Origin of the sequence: Haemophilus sp. HMSC068C11, assembly GCF_001815355.1 — a bacterium.
In the GTDB taxonomy this organism is placed as follows: Bacteria; Pseudomonadota; Gammaproteobacteria; order Enterobacterales; family Pasteurellaceae; genus Haemophilus_D.
Window position 1 is genome coordinate 89753 of the sequence record NZ_KV820361.1, and the last position, 20122, is coordinate 109874.

The following is a 20122-nucleotide window of genomic DNA, read 5'->3' on the forward strand; positions in this document are numbered from 1 at the left end:
TCAGTGAGTTAGCTGGCACAGGAATATTTACTAAACTAATTTAAGGAAATTCAAACATGAAAAACGTAGTAAAAGTTACCGCACTTTCTTTAGGTCTTGCACTTGCATCAGGTTTTGCTGCTGCAGATGAAAATATCGCATTCATCAACGCTGGTTACTTATTCCAAAACCACCCAGATCGTCAAGCTGTAGCAGATAAGTTAGATGCAGAATTCAAACCAATGGCGGATAAACTTGCTGCAAGTAAGAAAGAAATTGATGACAAAATCGTAGCATCTCGTAAAAAAGTAGAAGCAAAAGTTGCAGCTTTACAAAAAGATGCACCTCGTTTACGTCAAGCTGAAATTCAAAAACGCCAAGAAGAAATCACTAAATTTGGTTCAGATGAAGAAGCTGCATTAAATAAATTAATGGAAGAGCAAGATAAAAAAGTGGCAGAGTTCCAAGAGTTAAACGAAAAACGTCAAACTGAAGAGCGTGGTAAATTATTAGAAAGCATTCAAGTTGCAACTAATAACTTAGCAAAAGCAAAAGGTTATACTTATGTTTTAGATGCTAACTCTGTAGTATTTGCGGTAGATGGTAAAGACATTACTGAAGATGTATTAAAATCTATTCCTGCAACTGAAAAAGCAGCTCCAGCAAAAACTGAAGAGAAAAAATAATAGGTTCTCATAATGCAAAAATCCTATTCTTTACAGGAATTAGCAGCAAAAGTCGGCGGTACCCTTCGTGGTAACGCCGACGTTGTCGTTAATAGTATTGCTGCTCTTTCAAAAGCAGATGCAAATCAGCTTACGTTCATTTCTAATGCAAAATTTCGCCCTTTATTAGCTGAATCTAAAGCAGGTATTCTTGTGGTGTCAGAAGCAGATGTGGAATTTTGCTCACCTGAAAGTAATTTACTTATCGTTAAAGATCCTTATGTTGCTTATGCAGTATTAGCTCAATATATGGATACTACCCCAAAAGCGGCTCAAAATATCCACCCAAGTGCGGTTATTTCTGAAAAAGCTTCAATGGGTGAAAATGTATCAATTGGTGCAAATGCCGTGATTGAAGAAGGTGTTGTATTAGGCGATAACGTGATTATTGGCGCAGGTTGTTTTGTAGGTAAATTCACCAAAATTGGTGCAGGTACACAGCTTTGGGCAAATGTAAGCGTTTACCATGAAGTAGAAATTGGACAAAATTGCTTAATTCAATCAGGTGCTGTGATTGGTAGTGATGGTTTTGGTTATGCAAATGATCGTGGCCGCTGGGTGAAAATTCCACAAGTTGGTCAAGTGATTATTGGTAATAATGTCGAAATCGGTGCTTGTACCTGTATTGACCGTGGCGCCTTAGACGCAACAGTCATTGAAGATAACGTCATCATTGATAACCTTTGTCAAATTGCGCATAACGTTCATATCGGCACAGGTACAGCTGTAGCTGGCGGTGTCATTATGGCGGGTAGCCTAAAAGTGGGGCGTTATTGTTTAATTGGCGGAGCAAGTGTGATTAATGGTCACATGGAAATCTGCGATAAAGTCACAGTGACTGGCATGGGGATGGTAATGCGTCCAATTACTGAACCAGGCGTTTACTCATCGGGTATCCCATTACAAACCAATAAAGAGTGGCGAAAAACAGCCGCACTTACTTTGGGGATTGATGGTATGAATAAACGACTGAAAGCCCTTGAGAAAAAACTTGGCTAAGATTTTTAAAACGTACCCTAGGGTGCGTTTTATTTTTATACAGAAATATCGTATAATTCCAGTGTTTTATTATTATTTATTTTAAAGGTATTAGACGTGTCAGAGAATCAAGTAAGTAAAGTAATTGAAGCAAAAGAAATTATGACCTTATTGCCACATCGTTATCCATTTTTATTAGTGGATCGTGTGTTAGACTACAAAGAAGGTGAATGGTTAAAAGCAATTAAAAATATTAGCGTAAACGAACCTTGTTTTACCGGTCATTTCCCTGGAGAGCCAATTTTACCAGGTGTGTTAATTCTTGAAGCTTTGGCGCAATCAATGGGGATCCTTGCATTTAAAACCCATGAATTAAAAGGTGGCGAATTATTCTATTTCGCAGGTATTGATGAAGCGCGTTTCAAACGCCCAGTATTACCTGGAGATCAAATGGAATTGAACGTTCAAGTGATTAAAGAACGTCGTGGTATTACAGCATTCACGGGTATTGCAACTGTAAACGGTGAAGTAGCTTGTGAAGCCAAATTAATGTGTGCTCGTCGATAATTAAAGAAAATTAAGGGGTAAGTATGATCCACCCAAGTGCAAAAATTCACCCGACCGCGCTTGTTGCTGATGGCGCAGTTATTGGCGAAGACGTTGTTATCGGTCCTTTCTGTATTATTGAAGGGAGTGTTGAGATTAAAGCGCGTACCGTTTTAAATTCTCACATTGTCGTGAAAGGCGACACCGTGATTGGTGAAGATAACCAGATTTATCAATTCGCCAGTATTGGTGAAGTCAACCAAGATTTAAAATATAAGGGCGAAGCAACAAAAACCATTATTGGTAATGGCAACCTTATTCGTGAACATGTGACGATTCATCGCGGCACTATCCAAGGTGGTGGTGTAACACGTATTGGTAACAACAACTTATTGATGATCAATGTCCACATTGCCCACGATTGCCAAATCAAAAATAACTGTATTTTGGCAAACAATGCAACCCTTGCAGGTCACGTTGAATTAGATGATTTTGTTATTGTAGGTGGTATGTCTGCGATCCATCAATTTGTGATCGTCGGTGCGCACGTAATGTTAGGTGGTGGCTCTATGGTTAGCCAAGATGTGCCGCCTTATGTGATGGCACAAGGTAACCATGCGCAACCTTTCGGTGTCAACCTTGAAGGATTAAAACGTCGTGGTTTTGATAAACCAACTATGCATGCTATCCGTAATGTTTATAAAATGATTTACCGTAGCGGTAAAACCCTTGAAGAAGTATTGCCGGAAATTGAACAAATTGCGCAAACTGAATCTGCAATTAGTTTCTTTGTGGAATTCTTCAAACGTTCTACCCGTGGCATTATTCGTTAATTAACATTTCTTTTCTCATTAAGAGAAAATGATGAATAACAAAGAGACCGCACGATGATTTGTTCAAAGTGCGGTCGTTTTTTAGGATAAATTTAATGATAAAAGAAAATCCGACTATTGCAATTGTTGCCGGTGAAGTATCTGGTGATATTCTTGGTGCAGGTCTCATTCAAGCGCTTAAACGCCACTATCCGCAAGCTAAGTTTGTCGGGATTGGCGGAGAGAGAATGATTGCTCAAGGTTTTGAAAGCTTTTTTGATATGGAAGAGCTCTCTGTCATGGGGCTAGTAGAAGTACTTAGACATTTACCTCGATTGCTTAAAATTCGTCGCAGTGTTATCGAGCAACTTTCTGCTATTAAACCAGATGTATTTATCGGTATTGATGCACCGGATTTTAATCTTACCGTTGAACTTAAATTAAAAGAAAAAGGGATTAAAACCATTCATTACGTGAGTCCATCTGTATGGGCTTGGCGCCAAAATCGTATCTATAAAATTGCTAAAGCAACCCATCAAGTATTGGCTTTTCTTCCTTTTGAAAAAGCTTTTTATGATCGTTTTAATGTGCCTTGCCGTTTTATTGGCCATACCATGGCGGATGCAATTCCATTAAAACCAAATCGTACAGAAGCTTGCCAGACCTTAGATATTGATGAAAAAGGACGTTATCTTGCCATTTTAGTGGGGAGCCGTGGTAGTGAAGTGGGCTTCCTTACAGAGCCATTTTTAAAAACTGCTTTGTTATTAAAAGAAAAATATCCAGACTTGCAGTTTTTAGTCCCTTTGGTGAATGAAAAACGTCGCCAGCAATTTGAGGAAATAAAGGCTCAGATTGCTCCTGATCTTGATATGCATTTAATTGATGGTAAAGCACGCCAAGTGATGATTGCCGCCGAAGCGACTTTACTTGCTTCAGGTACCGCAGCGCTCGAGGCAATGTTGTGTAAATCGCCAATGGTAGTAGGCTATCGAATGAAACCTTTCACATATTTCTTGGCAAAACGATTAGTCAAAACAAAATATATTTCATTGCCTAATTTGTTAGCGGATGAAATGCTTGTGCCAGAAATGATTCAAGAAGATTGCGAACCGCAAAAATTAGCAGAGCAACTTGCTCAGTATTTAGGCGATGACGAAAGTGCGGTCAAATCTCGCAGTGTTTTAATTCAACGTTTTACAGAATTGCATAAATTGATTCAATGTGATGCGGATAGCCAAGCCGCACAAGCTGTGGTTGATTTATTGGAGCAAAGACATGACTGATTTTGTTTATCCTGAAGGTTATCAGCTATTTGCCGGGGTGGATGAAGTTGGCCGAGGCCCTTTAGTGGGGGCAGTTGTCACGGCTGCGGTGATCTTAGATCCGAATAAGCCGATTGCTGGTTTGGCGGATTCTAAAAAACTCAGTGAGAAAAAACGTCTTGCACTCGCAGCAGAAATTAAAGAGAAAGCCTTAGCTTGGGCAATGGGACGAGCTGAGCCAGCTGAGATTGATGAATTAAATATTCTTCATGCTTCGATGTTAGCCATGGAACGAGCCGTAAAAGCCTTAGAAATTCAACCGCACTTTGTGTTGGTGGATGGCAATCGTATTCCACCTAACCTTGGTTTGCCTGCTCAAGCGGTAGTGAAAGGGGATTCACTTGTGGCTGAAATTAGCGCCGCCTCTATTTTGGCAAAAGTTGCACGCGATCAAGAAATGGAAGCATTAGATAAAAAGTATCCTGAATATGCGTTTGCTCAACATAAAGGCTATCCAACCAAATTACACTTGGAAAAATTAGCGGAACTGGGCCCTTTACCAGAGTATCGTCGAAGTTTTTCTCCAGTGAAGAAAGCCCTAGGCATAGAAGAGTAGTGAGCTTGAAGGTTCTAAGATTGAAGGATATAAAATGGACATTTATTGCCTTGTCTTTGATGACTATGAAACGTTAGATCTAATGGGTCCTGTTGAGTTTTTAGCAAGAGTCCCTAATGTTAAGCTTCGCTATGTATCCCAAGTTGGTGGATTAATTCATAGTAAGCAAGGATTTTATATTGAAACAGAAAAGCTAGAACATTTATTACCTCATAGTGTGTTATTGGTTGTTGGGGGACAGGGAACTCGTCAGTTAGTAAAAGATGAACAATTTATTAATCAGCTTGGTAAATGGATTGATGAGTCAGAGATTTGTCTCAGTGTTTGTACAGGTTCAGCATTATTGGCTTGTACGGGGCGATTAGATAGTTTAAAAGCGACTTCTAATAAAAAATCTTTTGAATGGGTAAAGCAATGTCGCCCAGCTGTAAAATGGCAGCCCGTTGCAAGATGGGTGAAAGATGGCAAGTTTTACACTTCATCAGGCGTTTCTGCTGGTATGGATATGGCACTTGGGTTTATTGCTGATTATTATGGCAGTGACTTGGCTCAAGACATTGCTAACCACACCGAATATTATTGGCAAAAAGATCCTAGCGTAGATAATTTTGCTCGAATCTATGGATATGAATAATAGATTTAGTTTTAGATTAAACAAAAGAGCGGTCAAAATTGACCGCTCTTTTTACATCTTCGAGAGATTATTTATTTAATTTCGCTTTATAAGTTGGGTTCATTAAGTTTTCTACAGAAAGGATGTCATCCAATTGTTCTGCTGTTAATAAACCTTTTTCTAATACGACTTCGCGTACACCTTTACCGGTTTGAGCACAGATTTTACCCACTAAGTCGCCATTATGGTGACCGATAAATGGATTTAAGTAAGTCACGATACCGATTGAGTTAAATACGTAGTTTTCACAAATTTCTTTGTTTACAGTAATACCGTCTACACATTTATCGCGTAAGTTCACGCAAGCATTAGTTAAGATGTCGATAGATTCAAACATTGCTTGCCCAATCACTGGTTCCATTACGTTTAATTGTAATTGACCCGCTTCAGATGCGAAAGTAACAGTAGTATCGTTACCAATTACTTTAAAGCAAACTTGGTTTACCACTTCTGGAATAACAGGATTAACTTTTGCAGGCATGATAGAAGAACCTGCTTGTAATTCAGGTAAGTTAATTTCTTTAATACCTGCACGTGGACCAGAAGAGAGTAAACGTAAGTCGTTACATACTTTAGAGAGTTTTACTGCGGTACGTTTTAATGCACCGTGAACCATGACATAAGCACCACAGTCAGATGTTGCTTCGATTAGGTTTTCAGCAGGTACACAAGGTAATCCAGTTACTTCAGCAAGGTGTTTTACCACTAATTCTGTATAACCTTTTGGTGTATTTAAACCAGTACCGATTGCTGTTGCACCAAGGTTGACTTCAAGGAGTAACTCAGCGGTACGTTTCAAGTTACGTACTTCTTCTTCAAGTAATACGGCAAAGGCTTTAAACTCTTGACCAACCGTCATAGGTACCGCATCTTGTAATTGGGTACGACCCATTTTTAAAATTTTAGCAAATTCTTTTGCTTTATTATCGAAACCATCATGCAAGTATTGGATTTTGTCGATAAGTTTCAAAATGCTGTTATATACCGCAATACGGAAACCGGTAGGATACGCATCGTTGGTAGATTGGCTAGCGTTCACGTGGTCCATTGGGTTAATAACATCATATTCACCTTTTTTATGACCAATTTTTTCAAGTGCGAGGTTAGCAACGACTTCGTTGGTATTCATATTGACAGAAGTACCCGCACCACCTTGATATACATCAGATGGGAATTGATCTAAGCATTTCCCCGTGGTAAGAATTTCATCACAAGCAGCTACAATCGCTTTTGCAATATCACTTGGAATAGCACCTAATTCACCATTCGCTAGGGCAGTTGCTTTTTTTACCATCACCATGCCGCGTACAAATTCCGGTACATCAGAAATGGTTACATTAGAAATATTGAAGTTTTCGACCGCTCTTAATGTGTGGATACCCCAGTACGCATCCGCCGGCACATCACGTTCGCCTAATAAATCCACTTCTTTTCTGTATTGAGTCATTTGAATCACCTTTTTTGGTTGTTAATTAATTTGAGGTAATTATAGGAATTTACACTGAAAATAAATTTGATATTGATCACATTTTAAAGAAGAAGTATGAGAGATATTTTCATTTCTCGCATAAGTTTTTTTAGGGCAAGAATTTTTTTATTTATCCCCTTGAAACCGAAAAAGTTATCCCCACATTTAAAACACTTTATTTTAATAAGAAGGAAATTAATCATGAATATTCGTCCTTTACATGATCGTGTAATCATTAAACGTGAAGAAGTAGAAACCCTTTCAGCTGGCGGTATTGTATTAACCGGTTCAGCAGCGACTAAATCAACCCGTGCAAAAGTATTAGCAGTAGGTAAAGGTCGTATTTTGGAAAATGGTACCGTTCAACCTTTAGATGTAAAAGTTGGTGATACGGTCATTTTCAATGATGGCTATGGCGTGAAAAGTGAAAAAATCGACGGTGAAGAAGTGTTAATCATTTCTGAAAACGATATTTTGGCGATTGTGGAATAATTTAAATTAAGGAAAAAAGAAAATGGCAGCAAAAGACGTAAAATTTGGTAACGATGCACGTGTAAAAATGCTTAAAGGTGTGAATGTACTAGCAGATGCGGTAAAAGTTACCCTTGGCCCTAAAGGTCGTAATGTAATTTTAGATAAATCATTTGGTGCACCAACCATCACTAAAGATGGAGTGTCTGTCGCACGTGAAATTGAATTAGAAGATAAATTTGAAAACATGGGTGCACAAATGGTGAAAGAGGTTGCCTCTAAAGCCAATGATGCAGCGGGTGACGGTACTACTACTGCAACAGTTCTTGCTCAAGCTATCGTAAATGAAGGTTTAAAAGCGGTGGCTGCGGGCATGAATCCAATGGATTTAAAACGCGGTATTGATAAAGCAGTAAGTGCGGTTGTTTCTGAGCTTAAAAATTTATCTAAACCTTGCGAAACTTCTAAAGAAATTGAGCAAGTAGGGACAATTTCTGCTAACTCTGACAGCATTGTGGGTCAGTTAATTGCTCAAGCAATGGAGAAAGTGGGTAAAGAAGGTGTGATTACCGTAGAAGACGGTACAGGTCTTGACGATGAATTAGCCGTTGTGGAAGGGATGCAATTCGATCGTGGTTACTTATCACCTTATTTCATCAACAAACCAGAAACGGCAACGGTTGAATTAGACAACCCATACATTCTTTTAGTAGATAAAAAAGTATCAAATATCCGTGAATTACTTCCAGTATTAGAAGGTGTCGCAAAAGCGGGTAAACCATTATTAATTATCGCTGAAGACATCGAAGGTGAAGCGCTTGCAACCTTAGTGGTTAACACTATGCGCGGTATCGTAAAAGTGGCAGCAGTAAAAGCGCCAGGTTTTGGCGATCGTCGTAAAGCAATGTTACAAGATATTGCGATCTTAACAGCAGGTACTGTGATTTCTGAAGAAATCGGTATGGAACTTGAAAAAGCGACATTAGAAGATTTAGGTCAAGCGAAACGTGTTGTTATCAACAAAGACAATACCACGATCATCGATGGTGTGGGTGATGAAGCTCAAATCAAAGGTCGCGTAGCTCAAATTCGCCAACAAATCGAAGAATCAACTTCTGATTATGATAAAGAAAAACTTCAAGAACGCGTAGCTAAACTTGCTGGCGGTGTGGCTGTAATCAAAGTTGGTGCAGCAACTGAAGTTGAAATGAAAGAGAAAAAAGATCGTGTAGATGATGCGTTACACGCAACTCGTGCTGCGGTTGAAGAAGGTATCGTTGCAGGTGGTGGGGTTGCCTTAGTTCGTGCAGCAAGCAAAGTAGCTGCAACCTTAAAAGGTGATAACGAAGAACAAGATGTAGGTATTAAACTTGCATTACGTGCAATGGAAGCGCCGCTTCGTCAAATCGTCACTAACGCAGGTGAAGAAGCATCAGTTGTAGCAAGTGCGGTTAAAAATGGCGAAGGAAACTTTGGTTATAACGCAGGTACTGAACAGTACGGTGATATGATCGAAATGGGTATTTTAGACCCAACTAAAGTAACTCGTTCTGCGTTACAATTCGCAGCTTCTGTAGCGGGCTTAATGATTACCACAGAATGTATGGTTACCGATCTTCCAAAAGATGATAAAGCCGATTTAGGTGCTGCCGGAATGGGCGGTATGGGAGGCATGGGCGGAATGATGTAATTCCCCTTTGCGAAAGAAAGTGCGATCGTTTTTCTTTATAGAAATGCGATCGCATTTTTATTTGTGTGGTGCTACACTTTAATGGTTTTCGATGATTTTATAGGTATAACAATGACAATTTCCCAAACTGAACTTAATCAACAACTCAAATCTGCTGGTATTGGCATTAATGCAACAGAATTACATGGCTTTTTGAGCGGCTTAATTTGTGGTGGACTGAAAGACCAAAGTTGGTTACCACTTTTATATCAATTCAGTAACGATAACCACGCTTATCCAACCGCATTAATTCAGCCAATTACCGAAATCTATGAACAGATTGGTAAAACTTTAGGGGATGTAGAAGGGTTTGATTTTGAATTGGGCTTAACAGAAGATGAGAGCGTGTTTGCTCGCGCAGACAGTCTATCAGACTGGGCAAACCAATTTTTACTGGGTTTAGGTCTTGTTCAGACAGAATTGGATAAAGAAAAAGGCGAAATTGGCGAAGCAGTGGATGATTTACAAGATATTTGTCAGCTTGGTTATGATGAAGAAGATGACGAAGAAGAGCTTGCTGAAGCTCTAGAAGAAATTATTGAATATGTTCGCACCATTGCGATGTTGTTTTACACCCATTTCAACGATGATGAACAAGAAATAAAACCGATATTACATTAAGAGGAGCGAAACATGGATCTCGCATACATGGTGGCATTACCGCAAGAAGAATTTGCAGAACGTCGTCAAAAGGTGTTAGCACAAATGCAGCCAAATTCTGCCTTGTTGCTATTTTCCGAAATTGAAAAACGTCGTAATAACGACTGTGATTTTCCTTTCCGTCAAGACAGTTACTTTTGGTATTTAACGGGTTTTAATGAACCCAATGCCGCATTGTTATTGATTAAAACGGAAGATGCGGAAAAGGCGGTTGTATTTCTTCGTCCACGAGATCCTTTGCTTGAAACGTGGAATGGTCGCCGATTAGGCGTTGAGCGCGCACCGCAAAAACTCAATGTCGATGAAGCCTATTCTATTGATGATTTCAAAACAGAATTTCCAAAATTAACGGAAAAATTGACCGCACTTTATCATGTGGCTGATCGTCATCCTTGGGGCGATAAATTAATAGCTGAAAGTGCGGTGAAATTTTACGCTGTTTTTGATTGGCAGCCGATGTTAAGTGAGATGCGCTTAATTAAATCACCAAATGAAATTCGATTAATGCAGCAAGCGGGACAAATTACAGCATTTGGACATATTAAAGCGATGCAAGTAACTCGTCAGAATCGTTTTGAATATGAAATTGAAAGCGAAATTCTGCATGAATTTAATCGTCATGGGGCAAGATTCCCGTCTTACAATTCCATTATTGCCGGGGGCGATAATGCCTGTATTTTGCATTACACCGAAAATGATCAACCATTAAAAGATGGCGATCTTGTATTAATTGATGCAGGCTGTGAGTTTGCTATGTATGCAGGCGATATCACACGTACGTTCCCTGTGAATGGTAAATTTACTCAGCCACAACGTGAGATTTATGAATTAGTGTTAAAAGCACAAAAACGTGCCATTGAGTTATTAGTGCCAGGAAATTCAATTAAACTGGCGAATGACGAAGTGATTCGTATTAAAACTCAAGGTTTGGTTGATTTAGGCATTCTGAAAGGGGATGTGGATAAGCTGATTGAAGAGAAAGCTTATCGCCAGTTTTATATGCATGGTTTAGGGCACTGGCTTGGCTTGGATGTGCACGATGTTGGCCGCTATGATGATGATCGTAGCCGTACACTTGAAGTGGGGATGGTTATCACTGTTGAGCCAGGTATTTATATTTCAGAAGAGGCGGATGTGCCAGCTCAATATAAAGGCATTGGTGTGCGTATTGAAGATAACTTGCTAATGACAGAATATGGCAATAAAAATCTGACTGCAGCGGCTCCAAAAGAAATTGATGACATTGAAAATTTAATGAAAAATTGAGAAGAATTCTCAAAATTGTGATCTAGTGCAAGTTTTTTGTGCAACTAAGGTGCTAATATACAGTTAGATAAAAAAGGCCAATCAAATCAGTAAGGAGTCGATTATGTACAAACACGTTTTAGTTGCGGTAGATCTTTCTGACGAAAGTGAATTTCTACTCAAAAAAGCCGTGGGAATTGCAAAACGTAATGATGCGCAACTTTCCATTATTCATGTAGATGTAAACTTCTCGGATCTCTATACTGGTTTAATTGATGTCAATATGTCATCAATGCAAGATAGAATCTCGAGCGAAACCCAAAAAGCGCTAATTAATTTAGCGGAACATGCTGGTTATCCAATAAAAGAAAAATTGAGCGGTAGCGGTGATTTAGGTCAAGTTTTGACGGACGCTATTGATCAGTATGATGTAGATCTACTAGTGACAGGTCATCACCAAGATTTCTGGAGTAAATTAATGTCTTCAACACGTCAAGTGATGAATACCATTAAAATTGATATGTTGGTTGTGCCACTTCGCGACGAATAGTGATCAAAAATTATTTTAGCTCTATTAAAATAACGTAAATTTTAACCGCACTTCTCAATCAATGCAGTAGAGTGCGGTTTTCTTTTTTAAGATCAGTGAAAAAGCCTTTTTCTCTAGGTCAAAATATGCAAGAATAGCAAGCTTATTTTATAAATCGTGATCGAGATAGAGACACAAGGTTTTATCAATGAAAACAACAGCAGAAATTAGACAGTCATTCCTTGATTTTTTCCATAGCAAGGGGCATCAGGTCGTCGCAAGTAGTTCACTTGTACCTGAAAACGATCCGACATTGCTTTTTACCAATGCCGGGATGAACCAATTTAAAGACGTGTTCCTTGGTATGGACAAACGTCCTTACTCACGTGCGACAACTGCACAACGTTGTGTGCGCGCAGGTGGTAAGCATAATGACTTAGAAAACGTCGGTTATACGGCGCGTCACCATACTTTCTTTGAAATGCTCGGCAACTTCAGTTTTGGCGACTATTTCAAACATGATGCGATTAATTTTGCCTGGGAGTATTTGACTTCTCCACAATGGCTCGGGTTACCAAAAGAAAAATTATGGGTAACCGTGTATGAAACCGATAATGAAGCTTATGATATTTGGCATAAAGAAGTTGGTGTGCCAGCAGAACGTATTATTCGTATCGGTGATAACAAAGGTGCGCCTTATGCATCAGATAACTTCTGGGCAATGGGTGACACAGGTCCTTGTGGTCCATGTACTGAAATTTTTTACGATCACGGTGATCACATTTGGGGTGGCCCTCCAGGCTCACCAGAAGAAGATGGTGACCGCTATATTGAAATTTGGAACGTGGTATTCATGCAATTTAACCGTCAAGCAGACGGTACAATGGAAAAATTACCACGTCCATCGGTTGATACCGGGATGGGTTTAGAGCGTATTTCTGCTGTATTACAGCACGTAAACTCTAACTATGAGATCGATATTTTCCAAAAATTAATTGCAAAAACAGCAGAAATCGTAGGAACAACAGATTTAACTAATAAATCATTACGCGTAATTGCTGACCACATTCGTTCTTGTGCATATTTAATTGCAGATGGCGTGATTCCATCAAACGAAGGTCGTGGTTATGTATTACGTCGTATTATTCGTCGTGCAGTGCGTCATGGCCACTTGTTAGGGGCAAAAGAAGCGTTCTTCTATAAACTTGTGCCAACCTTAATTGAAGTCATGGCGGAAGCTGGCAAAGAAGTTAAAGAAAAACAAGCCAATGTAGAAAAATTACTTCGTTTAGAAGAAGAACAATTTGCTCGTACATTAGAGCGTGGATTAAGCTTATTAGATGATGCGCTAGCTCAAGTGAAAGATGGTGTGTTGTCAGGTGAAGTAGCCTTTAAACTTTATGATACTTATGGCTTCCCACTTGATTTAACTGCAGACGTATGTCGTGAGCGTGATATTGCAATTGATGAAGCCGGTTTTGAGCGTGAAATGGAAGCACAACGTGTACGCGCACAATCTGCAAGCCAATTCGGCATGGATTACAACAATGTTATTCGTGTAGAAGGTGAAACGAAATTTGAAGGTTATACTGAATCAGAATCTTTAGCCAAAGTGACCGCACTTTTCCATGATGGTAAATCAGTAGAGAGTATTACTGCAGGCCAAAGCGCTGTGGTAATTTTAGAAAACACTCCATTCTATGCAGAATCGGGTGGCCAAATTGGCGACAGCGGTTATTTAACCTCTCAAGGTATTCAGTTTAATGTAAAAGATACTCAAAAATATGGTCAAGTATTCGGCCATATTGGTGAGTTGGAGCAAGGTAGTTTAAAAGTCGGACAAACAGTCAATGCGGTTGTGGATGCAGCAAGACGTCATCAAACGTCACTTAACCATTCTGCAACACACTTATTACACGCCGCATTGCGTCAAGTTTTAGGTCACCATGTAGTGCAAAAAGGATCATTAGTATCCGATACCGCATTACGTTTTGACTTTGCTCATCCGGAAGCGATTACCAAAGCACAGCTTAACGAAATTGAAACGTTGGTAAACCAAAAAGTACGTGAGAATTATGTGGTTCAAACGGATGTAATGGATATCGAAGCGGCAAAAGCAAAAGGTGCAATGGCGTTATTCGGTGAAAAATATGCTGATGTGGTACGTGTTTTAACAATGGGGGATTTCTCCATTGAACTTTGTGGTGGCATTCATGCTAAACGTACCGGTGATATCGGTTTATTTAAAATTGTGGCGGAAACTGCAGTTGCAGCAGGTGTTCGTCGTATTGAAGCGGTAACGGGTGAAAATGCAATTAATTGGTTACATAACCAACAACGTATTCTTACTCAAAGTGCAGATTTATTTAAATCTGACGTTAATACCCTTGTTGAGAAAATTCAGCAACTTCAAGATAAAGCGAAGAAAGCAGAAAAAGAATTACAAGGATTAAAAGAAAAAGCCGCAATGCAAGCGGGGTCCGATTTAGTGAAAAGTGCGGTTAAAATTAATGATGTTTCTGTAATCGTACATCAACTAGACGGAATTGAAACTAAATCGTTACGTGTGATGGTTGATGATTTAAAAAATCAACTTGGTTCAGGCGTAATTGTATTTGCATCTATTTTAGATGATAAAGTCAACCTCGTCGTTGGCGTAACAAGCGATTTAACTACTAAAGTGAAGGCTGGTGAGCTAGTGAATTTAATGGCTCAGCAAGTTGGTGGGAAAGGCGGTGGTCGCCCTGATATGGCAATGGCAGGAGGCTCCCAACCAGAAAATGTGAATCTAGCATTAACTGTCGCACAAAACTGGTTAAGCAATAATCTGTAGTACAAGCAGGTCGGTGGGATGCCGATCTTTACTTGATTGATAGGGATATCTAATAAATGCAAACTAAGGAGATAAAAGATGTTAATCTTAACTCGAAAAGTTGGCGAAAGTGTTCTCATTGGAGACGATATTTCTATCACGGTTTTGAGTGTACGTGGAAACCAAGTCAAACTCGGTGTGCAAGCGCCTAAAGAAGTATCCGTTCACCGAGAGGAAATTTACCAACGAATTCTGCAGTCAAAAGATGAACATATAGATGGGGCATCTTAGACCGACGAGTTTTATGAATGTTTTACATTCTATTTATAATTTAATTAACGTTTTTTCAAAAAATTAAACCCATTGGTTTGCAAGATTTTAAAAATAACGGAATTTGAGTTATAAAGGTAGAGAAGGAACTTTTCCAACTTAAATCTATTAAAATTTAATAAATAATGACCGCACTTTTGTGTTACAGAAGTGTGGTCATTGAATATTTAAACAAAAAGGAAAATCAATGAAAGCAATTATTCCCGTAGCCGGTCTAGGCACCCGTATGTTGCCAGCAACAAAAGCGATTCCAAAAGAAATGTTAACGCTTGTGGATAAACCACTGATTCAATATGTTGTTAATGAGTGTGTCGCAGCAGGAATTAAAGAAATCGTGTTAGTTACACATTCTTCTAAAAATGCGATTGAAAACCACTTTGATACGTCTTTTGAGTTGGAAACCATGCTTGAGAAACGTGTTAAACGTCAACTTTTGGAAGAGGTTCGTTCTATTTGTCCTAAAGATGTAACCATCATGCACGTTCGTCAAGGCAATGCGAAAGGTTTAGGCCATGCTGTGCTATGTGGTCGTCCTGTCGTTGGAAACGAGCCGTTTGCAGTGGTGTTACCTGATGTGCTTTTAGCAGATTTTACGGCAAATCAAAAGAAAGAAAATCTTTCAGCAATGATTAAACGTTTTAAAGAAACACAAGCAAGCCAAATTATGGTAGCACCTGTTGCCGCGGATGAAGTGAGTAGCTATGGTATCGCAGATTGTGGTGGCGTAGAGTTAAAAGGTGGCGATAGCGTTAAAATTAATAGCATTGTTGAAAAACCATCTGTGGAAGAGGCACCATCAAATCTTGCTGTTGTTGGTCGTTATGTGTTCTCTGCTGAAATTTGGGATTTATTAGAAAAAACACCAGTTGGTGTGGGCGATGAAATCCAATTAACGGATGCAATCGATATGCTTATTGAGAAAGAGACCGTTGAAGCGTTCCATATGACAGGCAGAAGCTTTGACTGTGGTGACAAGATTGGCTATATGGAAGCTTTTGTAGAATATGGTCTTCGTCATGATAAATTAGGTAAAGAGTTTAAAGCTTTCCTAAAAGATCTTGCAAAAACCTTATAATAGACTGAAACCACCGAAAGGTGGTTTTTATTTATATATTTGGATTACACAATATAAAAGATAAAAGAAGAAGGCATCTAATGATGCCTTCTTCTTTTTCTATGAAACGAAATCTTAGTTATTTTTCGCTAATAAAGTGCGGTAGATAATACCACCTAAAATACCACCGATAATCGGCGCAACCCAGAATAACCATAATTGGTCGATTGCCCAAGAACCTTGGAATACCGCAACTGCAGTACTACGAGCCGGGTTTACAGAGGTATTTGATACAGGAATGCTGATTAAGTGGATTAACGTTAAGCCTAAACCAATTGCAATTGGCGCAAAACCTGCAGCTGCATTTTTATGAGTTGAACCCATGATGATTAATAAGAAGAATGCAGTCAATAATACTTCTGCTACGAATACCGCTTCTAAAGAATAACCTTCAGGAGAATGTTCGCCGTAGCCATTAGATGCGAAACCGGCAGTCACATCAAAGCCCGCTTTACCTGATGCGATAAGATAAAGTGCTGCACCCGCTACTAAACCACCAACTACTTGAGAAATAATGTATGGAAGAGCATCTTTCGCAGAGAAACGACCGCCAGCCACTAAACCAAGTGTTACAGCTGGGTTAAAGTGACCACCAGAAATGTGACCTACAGCATAAGCCATGGTTAATACGGTTAAACCAAACGCAAATGCAACGCCTACATAACCGATACCTAGGTTGACAGAAGCGGCAAAGATTGCACTACCACAACCACCAAACACTAACCAAAATGTGCCGAAGAATTCAGCAAAAAGTTTTTTTGACATAATAGACCTCAATATTAAACATGTCGTTATCTTCAAATAACAATAATGTATTGCGAATGCAACAGGCATTTAGTCAAAGGTAATGATTTTTAGTTCTGCAAATTATTGTAAATGTTTGTAAGTGAATGTAAGGGAAATAGCATGCTATACTTTTAGCCGTCTAGATTGTCATTTTGCTTATTTTTCATTAAAATACGGATAAATTATCAGGTTATTTAAGGTGCATTATGGCAAACTGGGATGGCAAATATATTAGCCCTTATGCAGAGCATGGCAAAAAGAGCGAGCAAGTCAAAAAAATTACAGTGTCTATTCCAATTAAAGTATTGGAAATTTTGACGAACGAGCGTACGCGTCGTCAGCTGAAAAGTTTGCGCCATGCAACAAATAGTGAATTGCTTTGTGAGGCATTCTTGCATGCTTTTACAGGTCAGCCATTACCGACTGATGCAGATTTAATGAAAGAACGCCATGATGAGATTCCTGAAAATGCCAAAGAGATCATGCGTGATTTAGGCATCGATCCTGAAAGCTGGGAATATTAATTTATCCTTTTAATCCTTCTAAAATACTGCATTCAGGGCAATCATTGCCCTGACAAGCGTTATGCCATCGTTCCAATTCCTCTACCATTTTTTGCAAGTGATGAATTTGCTCATTCAATGTTTTAATATGCTGCGTCGTAAGTGCTTTAACTTCTCGGCTACTACGATTGGGATTATCTTGTAATTGCAAAAGTTGGTGAATTTGTTGGAGGGAAAAACCAACATCTCGAGAGTGACGAATAAAACGTAGTCGTTCTAAATCCTTTTCTTCATAGTGGCGATAACCGGAAAGGCTTCGCTGTGCTGGTTTTAATAAGCCGGACTTCTCATAATCCCGAATTTGTTTACTTGATAAACCGACTAATTTTGCTACTTCACTAATGTTCATAAAAAATCCTTGACCTTAACCTTATGTTAAGGTTTATAGTAAGCTTAATTTCAATCTATATCAATAATTAAGGAGTAAATATGAAATCAATTACATTACATGTAACAGGAATGACTTGTGGTGGTTGTGTGAAAAGCGTCACAAGAGTGTTGGAAGAACTTAATGGCGTAGAAAAAGCCGTAGTAACACTTGATGATGGTAAAGCAGTGGTTACCTTTGATGAAAGTGCGGTCAGTATTGCACAATTAATTGAAACAATTGAAGACGCAGGTTTTTATGCAACAAAATAAAAAAATAGCCATTCAAATCGAGGGGATGACCTGCCAATCCTGTGCTAATCGGATTGAAAAGGTGTTGAATCGAAAAGATTTTGTCTCTGAAGCAGGCGTGAATTTTGCGGCAGAGGAAGCGCACGTAGTATTTGATTCATCTCAGGCTTCAGAACAAGATATTTTGACAATTATTCAAAAAGCTGGATTTAATGGCATTCTAAAGCAAAATGTGCTGCCTAGCGCACCTAATGAAACGAAGATTAGTCCGCGTTTATGGTTGCTTTTGTTCATTAACATTCCTTTTTTAATCGGAATGATCGGGATGATGTTTAATCATCATTCTTGGATGATGCCACCAATATGGCAATTTGTTCTTGCGAGCATTGTGCAACTTGGGTTAGCCATTCCTTTTTATAAAGGTGCGATTGGTAGTATTCGAGGTGGTTTGGCCAATATGGATGTACTCGTGAGTACTGGTACGTTGGCGATTTATCTCTATTCGGTCTTTATGCTGTTTTATCATCAGTCAATGGGGCATGATGGCGCATCTCATGTTTATTTTGAAGCATCAGTAATGGTCATTGGTTTTGTCAGCCTTGGGAAATTTCTTGAGGAAAGAACGAAGAAACAAAGCTTAAACAGTTTAGGGCTATTATTACAACTCACCCCAAAACAAGTTAGTGTTCAACGTGAAAATCGTTGGGAAACGATTCCTCTCGATCAAGTAAAAATAGGCGATATTTTACGAGCTAATCAAGGTGAACGTATTGCAGCTGATGGCGTAGTTGAACAGGGGAGTGGTTGGTGCGATGAGAGTCATTTAACCGGTGAATCTCAACCATTAGAAAAAATGTCTCAAAGTCCTGTGCTTGCGGGGGCAATGGTGACACAAGGTAGCCTTATTTATCGAGCCAATCAACTCGGTCAGCAAACCCTATTGGGCGATATGATGAAAGCGCTCTCTGAGGCGCAAGGTACAAAAGCACCTATTGCTCGTTTTGCTGATAAAGTTGCTGCTGTATTTGTGCCTGCCGTGTTGTTGATTTCAGCGATAACATTTGGATTAACTTGGTGGATAAAAGGAGATTGGGTTACTGCCTTAATTCATTCGGTTGCAGTGTTAGTTATCGCTTGTCCTTGTGCGTTAGGGCTTGCTACACCTGCTGCCATAATGGTGGGAATGGGGAAAGCAGTCAATGCAGGGATTTGGTTTAAAGATGCGGCATCTATGGAAGAGGCGGCTCATGTTGATACGGTGGTATTAGATAAAACAGGAACACTAACTCAAGGAGAGCTAAAAATAGCTGCTGTTTGGCAACCACAAAGTGCGATCTATTCTGAGGAAGATTTATATCGTATTGCGGCTTCCGTTGAGCAAAATGCCAATCACCCTTTAGCTAAAGCGATAGTCCTGGCTGCACAGGAAAAATCACTTGAAATTCCGACCGCACTTTCAGTTCATTCAGAAGTGGGTATAGGCATCTCGGCTCACATTGAAGGAGTTGGTTTGGTTAAAGTGGGTAAGCCGACTTATTGTGACTTAACCTTACCAGATAATATGCCTCAAATTTGGCAAATCGCGAGTATTGTTGCGGTATCTGTAGATAATAATCCAATTGGTGCTTTTGCATTAGCAGACAGTCTAAAAGAGGATAGTTTGCAGGCGATTCAACGTTTACATCAACATAATATTGATGTGGTGATGATGAGTGGTGATCAACAATCTGTCGTTGATTATGTTGCCCAGCAAGTAGGTGTGAAAACTGCACAGGGTAATTGCAGTCCACGTGACAAAGCGACTTATATTGAGAGATTACGTCAGCAAGGCAAAGTGGTCGCAATGGTTGGTGATGGTGTGAATGATGCACCCGCATTAGCAATGGCTAACGTAAGCTTTGCGATGAAATCGGGCTCTGATGTTGCAGAACAAACTGCATCGGCGACACTCATGCAGCATTCGGTGGATCAGTTAGTCGATGGATTAATGATTTCTCGTGCGACATTAAAGAATATTAAGCAAAACTTATTCTTTGCTCTCATTTACAATGTGCTAGGTATTCCACTTGCCGCATTGGGCTATTTAAGTCCTGTATTAGCGGGCGCAGCAATGGCGATGAGTTCACTTTCTGTGCTATCCAATGCATTGCGATTAAAACGAGTGAAAATTAGATAAGAAAAAGGCGATATGAAAATATCGCCT

Annotated in this window: 21 protein-coding genes; 18 read left to right on the forward strand and 3 right to left on the reverse strand. The window is 39.4% G+C overall.

The features are described 5' to 3' along the window. Positions 1 to 56 precede the first annotated feature (56 nt). The 7 genes from HMPREF3020_RS04190 to HMPREF3020_RS04220 all read left to right on the forward strand — a co-directional run bounded on the left by HMPREF3020_RS04190 (position 57) and on the right by HMPREF3020_RS04220 (position 5555). Positions 57 to 665, forward strand: a complete 609-nt coding sequence (locus tag HMPREF3020_RS04190; protein ID WP_049368923.1) for an OmpH/Skp family outer membrane protein — start codon at positions 57 to 59, stop codon at positions 663 to 665. Positions 666 to 677: 12 nt separating this feature from the next. After that, the gene (gene lpxD / locus HMPREF3020_RS04195; protein ID WP_070775659.1) at positions 678 to 1703 is read left to right on the forward strand and encodes a UDP-3-O-(3-hydroxymyristoyl)glucosamine N-acyltransferase; all 1026 of its coding nucleotides are present in this window, start codon (positions 678 to 680) and stop codon (positions 1701 to 1703) included. A 96-nt stretch (positions 1704 to 1799) separates the two neighbouring features. Beyond that, positions 1800 to 2249, forward strand: coding sequence for a 3-hydroxyacyl-ACP dehydratase FabZ (fabZ, locus tag HMPREF3020_RS04200; RefSeq protein WP_014064844.1), 450 nt, complete (start codon positions 1800 to 1802; stop codon positions 2247 to 2249). A gap of 23 nt (positions 2250 to 2272) precedes the next feature. Beyond that, on the forward strand, positions 2273 to 3061 hold the full coding sequence (gene lpxA, locus HMPREF3020_RS04205; RefSeq protein ID WP_005696773.1) for an acyl-ACP--UDP-N-acetylglucosamine O-acyltransferase: 789 nt from the start codon (positions 2273 to 2275) through the stop codon (positions 3059 to 3061). A 95-nt stretch (positions 3062 to 3156) separates the two neighbouring features. Continuing rightward, a complete protein-coding gene (gene lpxB / locus HMPREF3020_RS04210) occupies positions 3157 to 4326 on the forward strand; it encodes a lipid-A-disaccharide synthase (RefSeq protein ID WP_070775660.1) in 1170 nt (389 codons plus the stop codon). Next, positions 4319 to 4921, forward strand: a complete 603-nt coding sequence (gene rnhB, locus HMPREF3020_RS04215) for a ribonuclease HII (protein WP_070775661.1) — start codon at positions 4319 to 4321, stop codon at positions 4919 to 4921. The genes lpxB and rnhB overlap by 8 nt, the downstream gene beginning before the upstream one ends. 34 nt (positions 4922 to 4955) lie before the next feature. After that, the gene (locus HMPREF3020_RS04220; protein WP_070775662.1) at positions 4956 to 5555 is read left to right on the forward strand and encodes a DJ-1/PfpI family protein; all 600 of its coding nucleotides are present in this window, start codon (positions 4956 to 4958) and stop codon (positions 5553 to 5555) included. Positions 5556 to 5622: 67 nt separating this feature from the next. Here HMPREF3020_RS04220 and aspA read toward each other — a convergent pair whose 3' ends face one another. After that, positions 5623 to 7041: an aspartate ammonia-lyase gene (aspA, locus tag HMPREF3020_RS04225; protein ID WP_005696766.1), complete on the reverse strand. Its 1419-nt coding sequence runs from the start codon at positions 7039 to 7041 to the stop codon at positions 5623 to 5625. A gap of 222 nt (positions 7042 to 7263) precedes the next feature. On the opposite strand from aspA, the gene HMPREF3020_RS04230 reads away from it, so the two are divergent. From HMPREF3020_RS04230 to galU, 8 genes are all read left to right on the forward strand, one after another. Next, a complete protein-coding gene (locus tag HMPREF3020_RS04230) occupies positions 7264 to 7554 on the forward strand; it encodes a co-chaperone GroES (RefSeq protein WP_005696765.1) in 291 nt (96 codons plus the stop codon). Positions 7555 to 7576: 22 nt separating this feature from the next. Beyond that, positions 7577 to 9223 carry a chaperonin GroEL gene (gene groL, locus HMPREF3020_RS04235; RefSeq protein WP_049367871.1) on the forward strand — a complete coding sequence of 549 codons (1647 nt, stop codon included), beginning with the start codon at positions 7577 to 7579 and terminating at the stop codon, positions 9221 to 9223. A gap of 111 nt (positions 9224 to 9334) precedes the next feature. Then, the gene (locus HMPREF3020_RS04240) at positions 9335 to 9883 is read left to right on the forward strand and encodes a YecA/YgfB family protein (protein ID WP_070775663.1); all 549 of its coding nucleotides are present in this window, start codon (positions 9335 to 9337) and stop codon (positions 9881 to 9883) included. 12 nt (positions 9884 to 9895) lie between these two features. Then, positions 9896 to 11188, forward strand: coding sequence for a Xaa-Pro aminopeptidase (pepP, locus tag HMPREF3020_RS04245; protein ID WP_070775664.1), 1293 nt, complete (start codon positions 9896 to 9898; stop codon positions 11186 to 11188). A 103-nt stretch (positions 11189 to 11291) separates the two neighbouring features. Beyond that, the gene (gene uspA, locus HMPREF3020_RS04250; RefSeq protein WP_005698692.1) at positions 11292 to 11717 is read left to right on the forward strand and encodes a universal stress protein UspA; all 426 of its coding nucleotides are present in this window, start codon (positions 11292 to 11294) and stop codon (positions 11715 to 11717) included. Between the two features lie 187 nt (positions 11718 to 11904). Next, on the forward strand, positions 11905 to 14529 hold the full coding sequence (alaS, locus tag HMPREF3020_RS04255; protein ID WP_070775665.1) for an alanine--tRNA ligase: 2625 nt from the start codon (positions 11905 to 11907) through the stop codon (positions 14527 to 14529). A gap of 78 nt (positions 14530 to 14607) precedes the next feature. Then, the gene (gene csrA / locus HMPREF3020_RS04260) at positions 14608 to 14799 is read left to right on the forward strand and encodes a carbon storage regulator CsrA (RefSeq protein WP_049363188.1); all 192 of its coding nucleotides are present in this window, start codon (positions 14608 to 14610) and stop codon (positions 14797 to 14799) included. 226 nt (positions 14800 to 15025) lie between these two features. Beyond that, entirely contained in the window at positions 15026 to 15913 is an 888-nt protein-coding gene (galU, locus tag HMPREF3020_RS04265; protein ID WP_070775666.1) for a UTP--glucose-1-phosphate uridylyltransferase GalU, read from the forward strand. Positions 15914 to 16027: 114 nt separating this feature from the next. Here the strand turns inward: galU and aqpZ are convergent, their stop codons facing one another. Further along, the gene (gene aqpZ, locus HMPREF3020_RS04270; protein ID WP_065244183.1) at positions 16028 to 16717 is read right to left on the reverse strand and encodes an aquaporin Z; all 690 of its coding nucleotides are present in this window, start codon (positions 16715 to 16717) and stop codon (positions 16028 to 16030) included. A gap of 227 nt (positions 16718 to 16944) precedes the next feature. Between aqpZ and metJ the strand changes: the two genes are divergently transcribed. Continuing rightward, positions 16945 to 17262 carry a met regulon transcriptional regulator MetJ gene (gene metJ, locus HMPREF3020_RS04275; RefSeq protein ID WP_005696757.1) on the forward strand — a complete coding sequence of 106 codons (318 nt, stop codon included), beginning with the start codon at positions 16945 to 16947 and terminating at the stop codon, positions 17260 to 17262. A 1-nt stretch (position 17263) separates the two neighbouring features. Here the strand turns inward: metJ and cueR are convergent, their stop codons facing one another. Continuing rightward, positions 17264 to 17650, reverse strand: a complete 387-nt coding sequence (gene cueR / locus HMPREF3020_RS04280; RefSeq protein ID WP_005699815.1) for a Cu(I)-responsive transcriptional regulator — start codon at positions 17648 to 17650, stop codon at positions 17264 to 17266. Positions 17651 to 17730: 80 nt separating this feature from the next. Between cueR and HMPREF3020_RS04285 the strand changes: the two genes are divergently transcribed. Further along, a complete protein-coding gene (locus tag HMPREF3020_RS04285; RefSeq protein WP_070775667.1) occupies positions 17731 to 17940 on the forward strand; it encodes a heavy-metal-associated domain-containing protein in 210 nt (69 codons plus the stop codon). Continuing rightward, positions 17927 to 20095 (forward strand): heavy metal translocating P-type ATPase, encoded by a 2169-nt coding sequence (locus HMPREF3020_RS04290; RefSeq protein ID WP_070775668.1) that lies wholly within the window; start codon positions 17927 to 17929, stop codon positions 20093 to 20095. Before HMPREF3020_RS04285 ends, HMPREF3020_RS04290 begins: the two co-directional genes overlap by 14 nt. Positions 20096 to 20122: the final 27 nt, after the last annotated feature.

Excerpts from the sequence above, each read along its gene's own strand:
- HMPREF3020_RS04190 (WP_049368923.1), top strand. The coding sequence starts at position 57 with ATGAAAAACGTAGTAAAAGTTACCGCACTTTCTTTAGGTCTTGCACTT.
- lpxD (WP_070775659.1), top strand. The coding sequence starts at position 678 with ATGCAAAAATCCTATTCTTTACAGGAATTAGCAGCAAAAGTCGGCGGT.
- lpxA (WP_005696773.1), top strand. The coding sequence starts at position 2,273 with ATGATCCACCCAAGTGCAAAAATTCACCCGACCGCGCTTGTTGCTGAT.
- lpxB (WP_070775660.1), top strand. The coding sequence starts at position 3,157 with ATGATAAAAGAAAATCCGACTATTGCAATTGTTGCCGGTGAAGTATCT.
- rnhB (WP_070775661.1), top strand. The coding sequence starts at position 4,319 with ATGACTGATTTTGTTTATCCTGAAGGTTATCAGCTATTTGCCGGGGTG.
- HMPREF3020_RS04220 (WP_070775662.1), top strand. The coding sequence starts at position 4,956 with ATGGACATTTATTGCCTTGTCTTTGATGACTATGAAACGTTAGATCTA.
- aspA (WP_005696766.1), bottom strand. The coding sequence starts at position 7,041 with ATGACTCAATACAGAAAAGAAGTGGATTTATTAGGCGAACGTGATGTG.
- HMPREF3020_RS04230 (WP_005696765.1), top strand. The coding sequence starts at position 7,264 with ATGAATATTCGTCCTTTACATGATCGTGTAATCATTAAACGTGAAGAA.
- groL (WP_049367871.1), top strand. The coding sequence starts at position 7,577 with ATGGCAGCAAAAGACGTAAAATTTGGTAACGATGCACGTGTAAAAATG.
- HMPREF3020_RS04240 (WP_070775663.1), top strand. The coding sequence starts at position 9,335 with ATGACAATTTCCCAAACTGAACTTAATCAACAACTCAAATCTGCTGGT.
- pepP (WP_070775664.1), top strand. The coding sequence starts at position 9,896 with ATGGATCTCGCATACATGGTGGCATTACCGCAAGAAGAATTTGCAGAA.
- uspA (WP_005698692.1), top strand. The coding sequence starts at position 11,292 with ATGTACAAACACGTTTTAGTTGCGGTAGATCTTTCTGACGAAAGTGAA.
- alaS (WP_070775665.1), top strand. The coding sequence starts at position 11,905 with ATGAAAACAACAGCAGAAATTAGACAGTCATTCCTTGATTTTTTCCAT.
- csrA (WP_049363188.1), top strand. The coding sequence starts at position 14,608 with ATGTTAATCTTAACTCGAAAAGTTGGCGAAAGTGTTCTCATTGGAGAC.
- galU (WP_070775666.1), top strand. The coding sequence starts at position 15,026 with ATGAAAGCAATTATTCCCGTAGCCGGTCTAGGCACCCGTATGTTGCCA.
- aqpZ (WP_065244183.1), bottom strand. The coding sequence starts at position 16,717 with ATGTCAAAAAAACTTTTTGCTGAATTCTTCGGCACATTTTGGTTAGTG.
- metJ (WP_005696757.1), top strand. The coding sequence starts at position 16,945 with ATGGCAAACTGGGATGGCAAATATATTAGCCCTTATGCAGAGCATGGC.
- cueR (WP_005699815.1), bottom strand. The coding sequence starts at position 17,650 with ATGAACATTAGTGAAGTAGCAAAATTAGTCGGTTTATCAAGTAAACAA.
- HMPREF3020_RS04285 (WP_070775667.1), top strand. The coding sequence starts at position 17,731 with ATGAAATCAATTACATTACATGTAACAGGAATGACTTGTGGTGGTTGT.
- HMPREF3020_RS04290 (WP_070775668.1), top strand. The coding sequence starts at position 17,927 with ATGCAACAAAATAAAAAAATAGCCATTCAAATCGAGGGGATGACCTGC.